Raw genomic sequence first — 13,923 nt, 5'->3', positions numbered from 1 at the left:
TACACTGGCAAGTAACGATTTTATTTGAGAATTTTAAGCTTAAGTAAAAACACTTGCCAATGCTAACAGAAAGGTGAAATAAAATGCGTTGGAAGATAAAATCGGGTGTTGGAGTTGGCCAACCGAATAGAAGAGATGACGTAAAGAAAATCCAAATGCTGCTAAATAGATCGACTGATGAAAAAACACCTCAACTATTATTAAAAGAAGATGGTTTTTTTGGTCCCAAAACAAAATATCGAATTGAGCTTTTCCAGAGAATACAATTACATATGAGAAAATTCGATGGAATTGTTGATCCAAGAGGTCCAACCCAGCGTAGGTTGAGAAATAGCAGGACAAAAACAACTCTCCATCATAAACGCCCTAAAGCTTCATCTCCGCATACAAAATTTTCAAGTACACGTTCCAAAAGCACGATACTGCCTGATGATCCTAGTATGAGAAAATTAGAGAGAAATGCTAAACCAGACAACATTAAGACAGTTTGGATCAATAGGGCTCTACCAGCGGCTATAAAGTTAAAGGCTCGTTTAGGAATTCCAATAGCAGTGACAATTGCTCAAGGAGCGTTAGAATCAGCTTATGGTACTAAAACCAGGGGAAATATATACTTTGGAATTAAAGGAAAATCATCGCAGGGAAAGTCTATAATAATTACTACTCACGAAACCTATGGAAACAAATCAACCTTGATACAAGATAGCTTTCGCTCGTATGATACTTTAGAACAATCTGCTGATGATTACGGAAATTTTCTCGCTGGCAATCATAGATACTCAGCAGCTTTTAATTTTACAGATGACCCAGAAAAATTTGTTCATGAGGTTGCAAAAGCGGGATATGCAACAAATCCTGACTATGAGAAGCTTTTAATCTCAATAATTCGCGCAAATGGATTAAGTGATTATGATGTTCCTAAATCTAAATAAAAAAGGTTGTAACAATGTTAAATAAAGCTAACATTAAATATTTAATAATTCTCATTTTTGCCTCAGTAATAGTCTACCCAAGCATGGCTAATGAAAATATAAAAATAGATCCAGTGATCTCGTTAGTCAAGATGACGGTCGAGCAAGAAAACTTGGTTCGTGATGTTAAATGCACTGACTACTTTCTCACAAAGAATATAGAGGCGGGTATTGATCTTGTCGATGTATTAGAAAAGCATGGAGGGAAATGTAAAGGAGACCCTGAAACTCACCCTCGTATATTCAGTGTATACGTATCCCAAAAAACGCATGAAATGGCAAGTGACAAAGATGACTTAACTGGTGACGGGATACTAAAACCACTATTACCTTCTCAATAATGAATTTTATATAATTTAAATAATCATCTTACAATCCTCATCTGGTGCTCACATGAGCAATATGAGCACCAGATGAGGATTGTATGACCGAGGGGTAAAACCCGCCACGTTATCTATCTGAATTTACGAGACTGTAATTAAAATTGTGTAATTGCCTGTTTTTGATATGTTCACTCCAACAACGGAGACAGGCAAATTATGGACGAAAAGAAACTCAAAGCCCTTGCGGCTGAACTGGCTAAAGGCCTTAAAACCGAAGCCGATCTCAATGCGTTTTCTCGTATGCTCACGAAATTAACCGTTGAAACAGCGCTCAATGCAGAGCTGACTGACCACCTCGGACACGAGAAAAACGCCCCAAAATCAGGCTCGAATACCCGCAACGGCTATTCATCCAAAACGCTGTTGTGCGACGATGGCGAGATCCAACTGAGCACACCTCGCGATCGTGAAAACACCTTTGAGCCTCAGCTCATAAAGAAAAACCAGACGCGTTTACGCAGATGGACAGTCAGATTTTGTCCCTGTACGCCAAAGGTATGACGCCCCGTGAAATCGTCGCCACGTTCAGGGAAATGTACGATGCGGACGTGTCTCCCACGCTGATATCTAAAGTCACCGATGCGGTTAAAGAACAGGTAACAGAGTGGCAAAATCGACCTCTGGATGCACTGTATCCCATTGTTTATCTCGACTGTATCGTGGTTAAAGTTCGTCACGGCGGCAGCGTGATTAACAAAGCCGTATTCCTCGCGCTGGGCATTAATACTGAAGGTCAGAAAGAACTGTTGGGCATGTGGCTGGCAGAAAACGAAGGGGTGAAGTTCTGGCTCAGTGTACTGACAGAGCTTAAAAACCGGGGGCTTGAGGATATCCTGATTGCCTGCGTGGACGGGCTGAAGGGCTTCCCGGATGCGATAAACAGCGTTTATCCTCAGACGCACATCCAGTTGTGCATCATCCGTAAGGTGCGTAACAGTCTGAAATACGTGTCGTGGAAGGATTACAAAGCCGTCACCGGCGGACTGAAAGCGGTGTATCAGGCCCCAACGGAAGACGCACCACTGATGGCGCTGGATGCGTTCGCGAACGTCTGGGATGATAAATATCCGCAAATCAGCAAAAGCTGGCGTGCGCACTGGGAAAATCTCAATACGTTCTTCGGCTATCCTCCCGATATCCGTAAGGCCATCTACACCACGAATGCCATCGAATCGCTAAACAGCGTTATCCGTGTAGCTATCAAAAAGCGAAAGGTGTTCCCGACGGACGACTCAGTGAGAAAAGTTATTTATCTGGCGATCAGGGATGCGTCAAAAAAATGGAGTATGCCGATCCAGAACTGGCGGCTGGCGATGAGTCGTTTTATTATCGAGTTCGGTGACCGTCTGAGCGGTCACCTTTAATACGGTGGCAGTTACACAGAATTAGGGACAGGCTCAGTGACAAAGATGATATGTCTGGGGATAGTAATATTCCCCCTTTATCGCTACCCAATAAGAAATGATTATGCATTAAAAAGGCCACCGTCTCCGGCAGCCTTTTATTTTTAAACCTGATTATTCAGAAGCCCGACTCAATCAATGACGTTTACCGTCATCATCTTCATCGATGAAGTCTTCATCTTCGCCTTCTTCACCCTCTTCGTCGTCATCGCCTTCGAAGTAAGTACCCCAGCCGTCGTAGTTTACGCCGTTGGTTTCAGCCAGATTCATCAGTTGCTCAACCTGGGTGTCGATCAGTTCTGCATTCAGCGCAACTTCGCTGATCACGTCGCAGCACATCATGACAGTACCGTCTTCCGCTTCCAGCTCTTCCGGGTCGGAAACTTCATAACCCAGTTTGAACGCTTCAACGACCGCTTTCTCCAGCACTTCAAACTTCTCTGAAGATAAGTGGTGTTCGATGGTGTAAAGCGCGTCAGGATCACTGCCATCATCCAGCAGTTCTTCGATGATTAAGCGAGTTTCTTCACGTTGTTCTTCCAGCAATTCACGGTTTGCCATTTCTCTGTCCTCAATCAATGTGACGTTTGTAGTCTATTTTCACACACCGCAGGGCCAGCCTCCACTATAAACAACGACAAAGTTTTTACTTCAGGGTTGTAATTGAATATTCATCCAGATAAATTGAATTTTAATTCAATCCGAAATGCTTACGCGCTATGGAGCGACATCATGAGTTTGTTGAGTAAACGTCATTTTCTCAGGTTACTGGATTTTACCCCGTCAGAGATTTCGTCCCTGCTGAAACTCTCCGCTGAACTCAAAGCAGCAAAGAAAAACGGCACCGAAAAAGCCCGCCTGCAAGGCAAAAACATCGCGCTCATCTTCGAAAAAGACTCAACCCGCACACGATGCTCTTTCGAAGTTGCCGCATACGATCAGGGGGCGAAAGTCACCTATCTCGGCCCAAGTGGCAGTCAGATCGGCCATAAGGAATCGATGAAAGATACTGCCCGCGTTCTCGGACGGATGTACGACGGTATTCAGTATCGTGGTTTCGGTCAGGATAAAGTGGAAATTCTGGCGCAATATGCCGGTGTGCCCGTCTGGAACGGCTTAACCAATGAATTCCACCCGACGCAGCTGCTGGCTGACCTGCTGACCATGCAGGAACACTTGCCCGATCAGCCGCTGAAAGGGATGCGTCTCGCCTATCTGGGGGATACCCGTAACAATATGGGGAACTCGCTACTGGAAGCCGCGGCGCTGTGCGGCCTGGATTTACGCCTTGTCGCGCCATCAGTTTGCTGGCCGGATGCTGAACTGGTCGCGACCTGCCAGCATCTCGCCACCGAAAACGGCGGCAAGATTACCCTGACCGAGGATATCGCAACCGGCGTGAAAGATGCGGATTTCCTGTATACCGACGTCTGGGTATCGATGGGCGAGCCGAAAGAAGTCTGGAAAGAACGCATTAACTTGCTGCGTCCTTATCAGGTGAACAGCGCGATGCTGGCCCTGACAGGCAATCCGCAGGTGAAGTTCCTGCATTGTCTGCCGGCGTTCCATGACGACCAGACCACACTCGGCAAGCAAATGGCCGAAGAATACAGCCTGCAAGGCGGCATGGAAGTGACGGATGAAGTCTTTGAATCGAGCCACAGCGTGGTGTTTGATCAGGCTGAAAACCGTCTGCACACCATCAAAGCCGTGATGGTGGCCACCCTCGGCACGGAATAATTCATCCCGGCATCATTCGCGTTTTTCCCGGATGATGCCGCATTTTTACGCCAGAATCCTCTGCTATCTCCCCTTTTTGCCGTCACAGCCCTTCATTTTCAACTAACCTTTTAACAGCGCGTTGGTTTTATCACTCCATCAGAAAAACAGAAACGCAGTAAGAAGGAACCAATATGAGCTCAGTTAATCTTGAGTATGTCCTGCGCCTCGAAAGCCTGTTAAGCAGGATTTACCCCAGGGAACACATCGCCGACCTGCTGAAAAAAATCCTGCATCTCGCCGACAAATGGAATTACGGCAAACACCGCACCACCGACTGGGTGGATGGCACCAACATTTATCTGATTACCTACGGCGATAATATCCGTCATGGTGAGCAACCACCGCTGGCGACGCTCAATCACTTCGCCAATACTTATCTGCGCGAAATCATCAGCGACATCCACATTCTGCCGATGTATCCGTACAGTTCCGACGACGGCTTCAGCGTGATCGACTACCGGCGGATCGACGAACATCTTGGCGGATGGTCGGATATTCATCACCTTTCGGCCAATTTCAATCTGATGTTTGACTGCGTGATCAACCACATCTCGCGATCGAGCGAATGGATGAAAGGCTATCTGCATGACGATCCTTATTACAAAGATTACTTTATTGCCTCGAACCCGGAGCTGGATTACAGCCGCGTTGTGCGTCCGCGCGCTTCGCCGCTGCTGACACCGTTTATCAAACCCGACGGCAACGAGTTATATCTCTGGACGACGTTCAGTGAAGATCAGGTCGATATTAATTTCAAAAACCCGCAGGTGCTGCTGGAAAGCATTGATGTCCTGTTGCAGTACGCCGCCAGTGGCGGGCAGTCGATCCGTCTCGATGCCATTGGTTATATCTGGAAGGAAGTGGGGACGCGCTGCATTCACATGCCGCAGGCGCATAACATCATAAAAGTGTGGCGAACAGTCCTGGATGAAGTGATCCCCGGTACGCGGATCGTCACCGAAACTAACGTGCCGCATCACGAAAATATCAGTTATTTCGGTGAAGGCGACGAGGCGCACATGGTGTATCAGTTCCCGCTGCCGCCGCTGACGCTGCACGCCTTTTTGCGGCAGGACACCACCACACTCACTCAATGGGCACAAAGCCTGAATGCGGAAGCGCGCTATCCTGACACGACATATTTCAACTTTCTGGCCAGCCACGACGGCATTGGTTTACGCCCGACAGAAACGTTCCTCAGCGATGACGAACGCAAATACATGGCGCAGGAAACTCTGCGCAAAGAAGGCCGGGTTTCCTATAAAGACAACGGTGACGGCACGCATTCGCCTTACGAGCTGAACATCAACTACCTGAGCGCGCTGACCAATCCGGAAGATAATGACGAACTGAAAGCCCGTAAGTTTCTGGCCGCTCAGGCGCTGCTGCTGTCATTTATCGGCGTGCCGGCGATTTATATCCACAGCCTGCTCGGCAGCGAGAACGATCTCGACGGTATGCATCAGTCGGGGATTAACCGCCGTATTAATCGTAAAAAACTCGAGCTGGAAAAAGTCGAAGCTGAGCTGGAAAAAAAAGACAGTCTGAGTGCCCGCGTTTTTTACGGTTTACAGGCACTGATCAAACACCGGCGCGAACACCCGGCATTTTCGCCGCAGGCGGGTCAGCGCGTATTTGATCTGGGCAAATCGCTGTTCGCTATGGAACGTTATGATCCAAAAACGGAAGACCGGATCAGCTGCGTATTTAATATCAGCGATCATTCACAGGTACTGAAACTGGCGGTGGAAGGCAAAGATCTGATTGGCGGGGAGGTGTTTAACGGCCAGATGCGACTCCAGCCGTGGCAGGTGGTGTGGATCAAACACAAACTCAAAGCGCCGGAACGTCTCGGCAGGTTGCGCCGCTGGCGGATGAAGCTCATCAAACGCACGAAGCGTTATACGATAAGCATTAAGCGGACATTGCGCTGACGTTCATCTTCACGACGGCTTTACGCACATTCGCCGGTTCGCCTACTGCGCACAGCGGTTTATGCACTTCGCCCGGATAAAACACCACGAAATCACCGGCCTGCATGATCATGGTTTTTTCCTGCTCGCCGGCGGCCAGAAACGCGATGTCTTTATCTTCCAGCCAGTCGGTATCAACATACCCGGCCGGTAAGTTACTAAATGTCATGCCTTCAGTACCATTAAGGATAATCTGGATATCCAAATTACGGGCGTGGAATTCGGCGCGGCGTTCAGCCTGCGGCGCAGTGGAATCATTGGATATCAGCACAAAAACGTCATTGCCACGGATATCATGTTTGCCCAGCGGGGTGTCTGGCGTGATGTGTTTTTTAACGTATTCAATAGCCTCGCGCAGCTCTGCGGGCAGATAGGGTACTAAATGCAGTTGATGGATATTGCCGGTGATCATGGTTTTCCCTTCGCTAACGTTAAAATGAAATAGTGTTTCAATGTCCGTCCATGATAATGCACCCAACGGCTGCGCCCTTTGATCCAGTTAACAGTTTTCGCCTTCGTTTTCCGTCATACCAATCGTTTGCCCGTCGGCCATTTTTCCGCTTGATGTCGTCAGCGACGCGCGTATAATGCGCCACAATTTGCCGGGAGAACCCATGAACAATCGCCACGTTTTGTGCTCAGATGATCGACCAAACACCGTGCCATCAGGCAGCCCGCTGCCGTTGTTCTTCCGTGGTATTACCGTATTACTGAAAGCCCCTCAATGAGGGGCTTTTTTTTGTCCGGAATTTGAGTGCCCCACTTTTTACGCGTTAAGAACAGGAGAATGACTATGGCCAATCCGCTGTATCAGAAAGACATCATTTCTATCAACGATCTCAGCCGCGAGGAGCTGGAGCTGGTGCTGGACACCGCTGCCAGCCTGAAAGCCAATCCGCAGCCGGAATTGCTGAAACACAAAGTGATCGCCAGTTGTTTCTTCGAAGCCTCAACCCGTACGCGTTTGTCGTTTGAAACGTCGATGCATCGTCTGGGCGCCTCGGTGGTCGGTTTCTCCGACAGCAGCAATACCTCGCTCGGTAAAAAAGGCGAAACGCTGGCCGACACGATTTCGGTCATCAGCACCTATGTGGATGCGATTGTCATGCGCCATCCGCAGGAAGGTGCGGCGCGCCTGGCGACTGAATTCTCCGGCTGCATTCCGGTGCTGAACGCCGGTGACGGTGCTAACCAGCATCCGACCCAGACCTTGCTGGATTTATTCACTATTCAGGAAACGCAGGGGCGTCTGGATAACATCAAAATCGCCATGGTCGGCGATCTGAAGTATGGCCGCACGGTGCATTCCCTGGCACAGGCGCTGGCGAAATTTAATGGCAACCGCTTCTACTTCATCGCGCCAGATGCGCTGGCGATGCCGGGCTATATTCTGTCGTTGCTCGAAGAGAAAGGCATCGAATACAGTCTGCACACCAGCATTGATGAAGTGGTGTCAGAAATCGACATTCTGTACATGACCCGCGTGCAGAAAGAGCGTCTGGATCCGTCGGAATACGCCAACGTGAAAGCGCAGTTTGTCCTGCGAGCTGCCGACCTGACGAACGCTCAGCCGCACCTGAAAGTGCTGCATCCGCTGCCACGTATCGATGAAATTACACCAGACGTTGATAAAACGCCTTACGCCTGGTATTTCCAGCAGGCCGGTAACGGGATTTTTGCGCGTCAGGCTTTGCTGGCGCTGGTTCTGAACGCAGACACTGCACAGTAAACTTGAGGAGAAAACGATTATGACTCACGACAATAAACTTCAGGTTGAAGCGATCAAATGCGGTACCGTTATCGACCATATTCCGGCGCAAATCGGGTTTAAATTGCTGTCGCTGTTCAAGTTTACCCAAACTGACCAGCGCGTGACCGTCGGCCTGAATCTGCCTTCCGGCGAGCTGGGCCGCAAAGACATCATCAAAATCGAGAACACCTTCCTCACCGATGAGCAGGTCAATCAGCTGGCGGTGTATGCCCCGCGTGCGACAGTGAACCGCATCGACAATTATGACGTGGTGAAAAAGCTGATGCCGACGCTGCCGGATCGCATTGTCGGCGTTCTGCGCTGTCCGAACGGCAACTGCATCAGCCGCTTTGAACCAGTGGATTCCAGCTTTGCGGTGAAACAGCGCGCAGACGGCGTGCACCTGAAATGCAAATACTGCGAGAAAGAGTTTGAGCATCAGGTGGTGCTGAATAACGACTGAGCGATTATACTGGCGCACATCTCGTTCCCCATCACTCATAATCAGGAGACATTATGTCCCGCGAAATCAGCACTGAAAACGCCCCTGCCGCTATCGGTCCTTACGTTCAGGGCGTGGATCTGGGCAGCATGATCATCACTTCCGGCCAGATCCCTGTGGATCCAAAAACCGGCGCGGTAGCTGACGATATCGCTGCGCAGGCGCGTCAGTCACTGGAAAACGTACAAGCGATCGTTGAAGCCGCTGGCCTGAAAGTTTCAGACATCGTGAAAACCACCGTTTTCGTGAAAGATCTGAATGACTTCGCCACCGTTAACGCCACTTACGAAGCGTTCTTCACTGAACATAAAGCTTCGTTCCCGGCGCGCTCGTGTGTTGAAGTGGCCCGTCTGCCAAAAGACGTGAAAATCGAAATCGAAGCTATCGCCGTTCGCCGTTAATCCGCGCCAGCGATGCACCAGACCAGCCTGCGGGCTGGTTTTTTTTGCCCCATTTTCAGGCAAAGAAACCCTTTTCCGCTCTATAATTAAGCAGACCTTCCTCATTTCCCCTGATTTCCTGCCCGTTTTGCACGCTGGCACACTTTATGCCTGATCTTCATTGTTATTGAACGATTCAATTGCGGCCTGTCCAGTTTGTGAGGTGATGATGATCAAGATTGACCTTTCCGATTCACCCTTTTTTGATGAGATGCTCATGGCTGAAGGGACACACCGCAGCCATTATCAGGCCTACTGGCAGTGGTTGCAGCAAGCCGATCAACAGGCAGTTCAGCGCAAAAAAGAAGAAGCCGCGCTGTTGTTCCATCGGGTGGGAATTACCTTTAACGTTTACGGCGAAGATGATGGTGCGGAACGGCTGATCCCGTTCGACAGCGTGCCGCGTATTATTCCGGCCAGCGAATGGCAGATGCTCGACCAGGGGATCCGCCAGCGGGTTCAGGCGCTGAATGCTTTTCTGCATGATATTTATCACGACCAGAAGATCCTCAAAGCCGGGATCGTACCCGCCGAGCAGGTGCTGGCCAACGATCAGTATCAGCCCTGTATGCAGGGTATCGATCTGCACCGCGATACGTACGCCCACATTGCCGGAACCGACATGGTGCGTGGCGGCGATGGTGAATATTACGTGCTGGAAGACAACCTGCGCACACCGTCCGGCGTTTCTTACATGATGGAAAACCGCAAAATGATGATGCGGTTATACCCCGAACTGTTTGCCGAGCAGCGTATCGCGCCGGTTTCCCGCTATCCTTCCCACTTGCTACAAACGCTGCGTGAAAGCACGCCGGTCAACGATCCGACCGTCGTAGTGCTGACGCCTGGCCGCTTTAACAGCGCGTATTTCGAGCACAGTTTCCTCGCGCAGCAAATGGGCGTGGAACTGGTAGAAAGCGTCGATTTGTTCGTCAAAGACGGTGCGGTGTTTATGCGCACTACCGCCGGACCCTGCAAAATTGATGTGATTTACCGGCGCATTGACGATGCGTTCCTCGATCCGCTGGCGTTCCGCGCCGATTCGATGCTCGGCGTTCCCGGCCTGCTTTCAGTGTATCGCGCCGGTGGCGTCGTGCTGGCGAATGCGATCGGCACCGGCGTGGCGGATGACAAATCTATCTATCCGTATGTGCCGGAGATGATCCGCTACTATCTGGCCGAAGATCCGATCCTTAATAACGTGCCAACCTGGCAATGCCGTAAGGAAAGTGATCTGTCTTTCGTGCTGGCGAATCTGGAAAAAATGGTGGTGAAAGAGGTTCATGGCGCCGGCGGTTACGGCATGTTGATTGGCCCGACGGCCAGCAAAGCCGAAATTGAACGCTTTCGCGAATTACTGCATGCCCGCCCGGAAAACTACATTGCCCAGGAAACGCTGGCGCTTTCCACCTGCCCGACATTTGTCGGCAACGGACTGGCACCACGCCATATCGACCTGCGACCTTTCGCACTGACCGGTGCGGAAATCCGTCTGGTGCCAGGCGGATTAACCCGCGTGGCGCTGGCGGAAGGTTCACTGGTCGTGAACTCATCCCAAGGCGGTGGCACCAAAGACACCTGGGTACTGGAAGAAAATCCGACGGAGGATGACGCATGCTAAGCAGAACAGCCAGCGAACTGTACTGGATGGCGCGTTATCTGGAACGCGCCGAGAATATCGCCCGCCTGCTGGACGTGACCAACAAGCTGTCGATGATGTCGATTCGCGATGTAAATGCACGCGATGAAAACAATGACCTGCTGGTACCGCTGACCATGACCGGCACCCGGACACTTTTCAACGAACACTACCCGCAGGAGACGATGAGCAATCTGCTCAACTTTTTTGCGCTAGACAGTTTTAACCACAGCAGTATTTTCAGCTGTCTGCAAATGGCCTGGAACAATGCCCATGCGGTGCGCGGCAGCCTGTCATCAGAAGTCTGGGAAAGCATTAATGCCACCTGGATTGAGATGAAACTGATCCGCCGTCAGGGAGTCGGTTCCGCCGGTGCAGACTCTTTCTTCGACTGGGTTAAGGAGCGCTCACATCTGTTTCGCGGCGCGATGTTCGGCACCCTTTTGCGCAGCGATGCACAGAACTTCATCCGCCTCGGCACCATGCTCGAACGTGCAGACAGTACCGCGCGCCTGCTGGATGCCAAAAATCAGCTGCTGAACGCCGATGAAGATCCGGTGCGTGAATACTACCGGATGGACACGCTGCTACGCGCCGTCAGCGCCCGCGAAGCGTTCCACACGTTATACAAACAGCAACTCAGCCAGAAGCGCATTGCGGAACTGCTGGTTCTGCGCCGCGAGTTACCGCGCTCGTTGCTTTCCTGTATCGAAATCATGGCCGAACAGCTGGAAGAAATCGGCGGAACCGCGGGCAATCTGCCCCGCCGCCGCGTTCATACCCTTCACGCTCAGCTGCGTTTCACCGAAATGGAAGAGATCGTCGAGATGGGCCTCAGCCCCTGGTTAATGCAGTTCCTTGACCAGACCAATGCCATCGCTGAGAGCATTCATCAAACCTATCTGGAGGCTCAATAATGAAACTGAATGTCTCGCATCAGACGCATTACAGCTACGCGCAGCAGGTCAAGCACAGCACGCAATATCTGCGCCTTACGCCGCAGGATTCCAGCCATCAGAAGATTTTGTCCTGGGATCTGACCTTACCGGAATACGCCACCCGCACGCTGGATGCTTACGGCAATGTGCTGCATGTTCTCACCCTCGATCAGCCCCATCAGGCGATTACCATTGTCGCCAACGGCGTGGTCGAGATTGAAGACAATATGGAAGACGATAATACCGGGCATCTTTCGCCGCTGGTGTTTTTAAGGACCAGCCCGCTGACGCAAGCCGACGGGGCGATCCGGGATTTCGCCAGCCGTTATTACCGCCCGCAGGCTCAGCACGAAAGTCTGTGCAATCTGATGGGCGAGCTGCTGCTGAAAATGCCTTACAACCCCGGCAGCACCACGGTGAAAGACAGCGCGTCGCAGGCTTTTTCGGCGCAAACCGGCGTTTGTCAGGATCACACCCACGTTTTCCTCGCCTGTTGCCGCAGTCTGGGTATTCCGGCGCGCTATGTCAGCGGCTATCTTTATTCGCAAGATTCAACGCATGTGGCGATGCATGCCTGGGCGGAAGCCTGGCTGGATAACCGCTGGCAGAGCTTTGATGTCACCAACAATACCTGTAAACCGAATCAGCATTTGAAACTGGCTATCGGCATAGATTATCTTGATGCATGCCCGGTCCGCGGTATCCGGTTGGGTGGAGGCAGCGAAGACATGCGTACTGTCGCAGCCGTTGCGATGCTCGACGTGCCACAATAAACCTGACGCCTGAGGAAGATTTTTTATGACTTACTGTGTGGCCATGCGCTTGTCCTCTGGCCTGGTGTTTGTATCCGATTCACGCACCAATGCCGGAGTGGACCATATTTCCACTTTCCGTAAACTGCATGTTTTTCATCAAAGCGATGAACGCGTGCTGGTTATTCAAAGTGCCGGGAATCTGGCGACCACACAGAGCATTATCAGCCTGCTGCACCGCCGCTGCGTAGACGATGAGCGGGAAAACCTGCTGAACGTGAAGTCGCTGTACGACGCGGCCAGCCTGCTGGGTGAAACAGTGCGGGAAGTGATTGCCCGTGACAGCGGCACGAATCAGGGCGGAAACACCGATTTCAGCTGTAATCTGCTGCTCGGCGGTCAGATAAAAGGGGAAGGACTGCGGCTGTTCCACATTTATCCGCAGGGGAATTTCATCGAAGCCACACATGACACGCCGTATTTCCAAATTGGCGAAAGTAAGTACGGCAAGCCGATTATTGACCGCGTGCTGAGCTACGACACGGCGCTGGATCAGGCGATGCAATGTGCGCTTATTTCAATGGATTCTACGCTGCGCAGTAATCTTTCCGTCGGTCTGCCGCTGGACGTGATGACCTATCCGACGGACAGCTTCAGCGCAGCGCAACAGCACCGGATCACTGAAACACACCCGTATTTCGACATGATCCGCAAAGGCTGGGGCGAAGGCTTACTGAGCATTTTCGGCCAGCTGCCGCCGCTGAAATTAGATGAGTAAATTCGCTTCAGGCGGAGTGGGCTCTCACTCCGCTGCTTTATTTTCATCCATCTTCTGAACGATCTTTTTCTCGACCTCAAACGGATCGATGCCGCGCAGTTGCAGGCGGCGAAAACGGATGATGTTAAAACCGTTCATTACCAGAAAACTGCCTTCAATAAGCGAGCCACCGATCGAACCGAGCCAGATATTGTGCACCACCCAGCAGCAGGTTGAGCACCACATAATGCAGCGCGTGGTCAGCCCGCTGGTGCGAAACAGCGCCCAGGTACTGACGACTGTGGCGCCGACCGGCAATAATTCCACCCAGTAATGTGCGCGGCTAATCCCTAACACCAGCGTGAGGACGATGAAAACCACCATAATCCACTGGTTACGGGTACGCAGGGAAATCAGCGTGCGCAGTGAGTTAAGCAAGGCGCTCATGCCCGCCGGTGCTGCACCCATCATCAGAAAATGCACGCCGATAATGGCGCTGTAGGCAGAAAGTTGTTGTTTAAAGCGGCGGTCGCTGCGGTTGAAAAACATCGTGATGCCGACCATGAAGGCCAGAACACCAACTGACTGGGCAAACCAGTAATAGGTCATTTGTCCGGGATCTCATCCGTGGAG

The 13,923-nt window shown here is 51.1% G+C and carries 14 protein-coding genes and 1 pseudogene; 12 read left to right on the top strand and 3 right to left on the bottom strand.

Going from position 1 to position 13,923, the window contains the following annotated elements; all coding sequences use genetic code 11:
• Nucleotides 1-83 precede the first annotated feature (83 nt).
• From D6C13_RS04625 to D6C13_RS04615, 3 genes and pseudogenes are all read left to right on the top strand, one after another.
• Nucleotides 84-932 carry a glucosaminidase domain-containing protein gene (locus tag D6C13_RS04625; protein ID WP_120131647.1) on the top strand — a complete coding sequence of 283 codons (849 nt, stop codon included), beginning with the start codon at nucleotides 84-86 and terminating at the stop codon, nucleotides 930-932.
• A 14-nt stretch (nucleotides 933-946) separates the two neighbouring features.
• A complete protein-coding gene (locus D6C13_RS04620; protein WP_120131646.1) occupies nucleotides 947-1,312 on the top strand; it encodes a hypothetical protein in 366 nt (121 codons plus the stop codon).
• 198 nt (nucleotides 1,313-1,510) lie between these two features.
• Nucleotides 1,511-2,718: pseudogene (locus D6C13_RS04615) on the top strand (IS256 family transposase).
• Nucleotides 2,719-2,892: 174 nt separating this feature from the next.
• Here the strand turns inward: D6C13_RS04615 and rraB are convergent.
• On the bottom strand, nucleotides 2,893-3,318 hold the full coding sequence (rraB, locus tag D6C13_RS04610) for a ribonuclease E inhibitor RraB (protein ID WP_112169305.1): 426 nt from the start codon (nucleotides 3,316-3,318) through the stop codon (nucleotides 2,893-2,895).
• Between the two features lie 171 nt (nucleotides 3,319-3,489).
• Between rraB and argF the strand changes: the two genes are divergently transcribed.
• Both argF and D6C13_RS04600 read left to right on the top strand, forming a co-directional pair.
• Nucleotides 3,490-4,497 carry an ornithine carbamoyltransferase gene (gene argF / locus D6C13_RS04605; RefSeq protein ID WP_120131645.1) on the top strand — a complete coding sequence of 336 codons (1,008 nt, stop codon included), beginning with the start codon at nucleotides 3,490-3,492 and terminating at the stop codon, nucleotides 4,495-4,497.
• A 173-nt stretch (nucleotides 4,498-4,670) separates the two neighbouring features.
• Nucleotides 4,671-6,473: an alpha-amylase family glycosyl hydrolase gene (locus D6C13_RS04600; protein ID WP_120131644.1), complete on the top strand. Its 1,803-nt coding sequence runs from the start codon at nucleotides 4,671-4,673 to the stop codon at nucleotides 6,471-6,473.
• On the opposite strand, the gene D6C13_RS04595 is transcribed toward D6C13_RS04600, so the two are convergent.
• Nucleotides 6,454-6,924 (bottom strand): NanQ anomerase/TabA/YiaL family protein, encoded by a 471-nt coding sequence (locus D6C13_RS04595; RefSeq protein WP_120131643.1) that lies wholly within the window; start codon nucleotides 6,922-6,924, stop codon nucleotides 6,454-6,456. The two genes, D6C13_RS04600 and D6C13_RS04595, sit on opposite strands and share 20 nt — an antisense overlap.
• Before the next feature lie 381 nt (nucleotides 6,925-7,305).
• Between D6C13_RS04595 and pyrB the strand changes: the two genes are divergently transcribed.
• The 7 genes from pyrB to D6C13_RS04560 all read left to right on the top strand — a co-directional run bounded on the left by pyrB (nucleotide 7,306) and on the right by D6C13_RS04560 (nucleotide 13,311).
• The gene (gene pyrB, locus D6C13_RS04590) at nucleotides 7,306-8,241 is read left to right on the top strand and encodes an aspartate carbamoyltransferase (protein ID WP_120131642.1); all 936 of its coding nucleotides are present in this window, start codon (nucleotides 7,306-7,308) and stop codon (nucleotides 8,239-8,241) included.
• Nucleotides 8,242-8,260: 19 nt separating this feature from the next.
• Nucleotides 8,261-8,725, top strand: a complete 465-nt coding sequence (gene pyrI, locus D6C13_RS04585; RefSeq protein ID WP_120131641.1) for an aspartate carbamoyltransferase regulatory subunit — start codon at nucleotides 8,261-8,263, stop codon at nucleotides 8,723-8,725.
• Nucleotides 8,726-8,778: 53 nt separating this feature from the next.
• Entirely contained in the window at nucleotides 8,779-9,165 is a 387-nt protein-coding gene (gene ridA, locus D6C13_RS04580; RefSeq protein WP_120131640.1) for a 2-iminobutanoate/2-iminopropanoate deaminase, read from the top strand.
• A gap of 208 nt (nucleotides 9,166-9,373) precedes the next feature.
• Nucleotides 9,374-10,825: a circularly permuted type 2 ATP-grasp protein gene (locus tag D6C13_RS04575; protein ID WP_120131639.1), complete on the top strand. Its 1,452-nt coding sequence runs from the start codon at nucleotides 9,374-9,376 to the stop codon at nucleotides 10,823-10,825.
• The gene (locus tag D6C13_RS04570) at nucleotides 10,819-11,760 is read left to right on the top strand and encodes an alpha-E domain-containing protein (protein WP_120131638.1); all 942 of its coding nucleotides are present in this window, start codon (nucleotides 10,819-10,821) and stop codon (nucleotides 11,758-11,760) included. The genes D6C13_RS04575 and D6C13_RS04570 overlap by 7 nt, the downstream gene beginning before the upstream one ends.
• Nucleotides 11,760-12,554 carry a transglutaminase family protein gene (locus D6C13_RS04565; protein WP_120131637.1) on the top strand — a complete coding sequence of 265 codons (795 nt, stop codon included), beginning with the start codon at nucleotides 11,760-11,762 and terminating at the stop codon, nucleotides 12,552-12,554. Before D6C13_RS04570 ends, D6C13_RS04565 begins: the two co-directional genes overlap by 1 nt.
• Nucleotides 12,555-12,579: 25 nt before the next feature.
• The gene (locus D6C13_RS04560) at nucleotides 12,580-13,311 is read left to right on the top strand and encodes a proteasome-type protease (protein WP_120131636.1); all 732 of its coding nucleotides are present in this window, start codon (nucleotides 12,580-12,582) and stop codon (nucleotides 13,309-13,311) included.
• 24 nt (nucleotides 13,312-13,335) lie between these two features.
• Here D6C13_RS04560 and D6C13_RS04555 read toward each other — a convergent pair whose 3' ends face one another.
• Nucleotides 13,336-13,899 (bottom strand): YgjV family protein, encoded by a 564-nt coding sequence (locus tag D6C13_RS04555; protein ID WP_120131635.1) that lies wholly within the window; start codon nucleotides 13,897-13,899, stop codon nucleotides 13,336-13,338.
• Nucleotides 13,900-13,923: the final 24 nt, after the last annotated feature.

Origin of the sequence: Rahnella woolbedingensis (assembly GCF_003602095.1) — a bacterium.
In the GTDB taxonomy this organism is placed as follows: domain Bacteria; phylum Pseudomonadota; class Gammaproteobacteria; order Enterobacterales; family Enterobacteriaceae; genus Rahnella; species Rahnella woolbedingensis.
The sequence above is the reverse complement of the archived record's forward strand: the minus strand, read 5'-3'. Positions and strand labels throughout refer to the sequence as shown.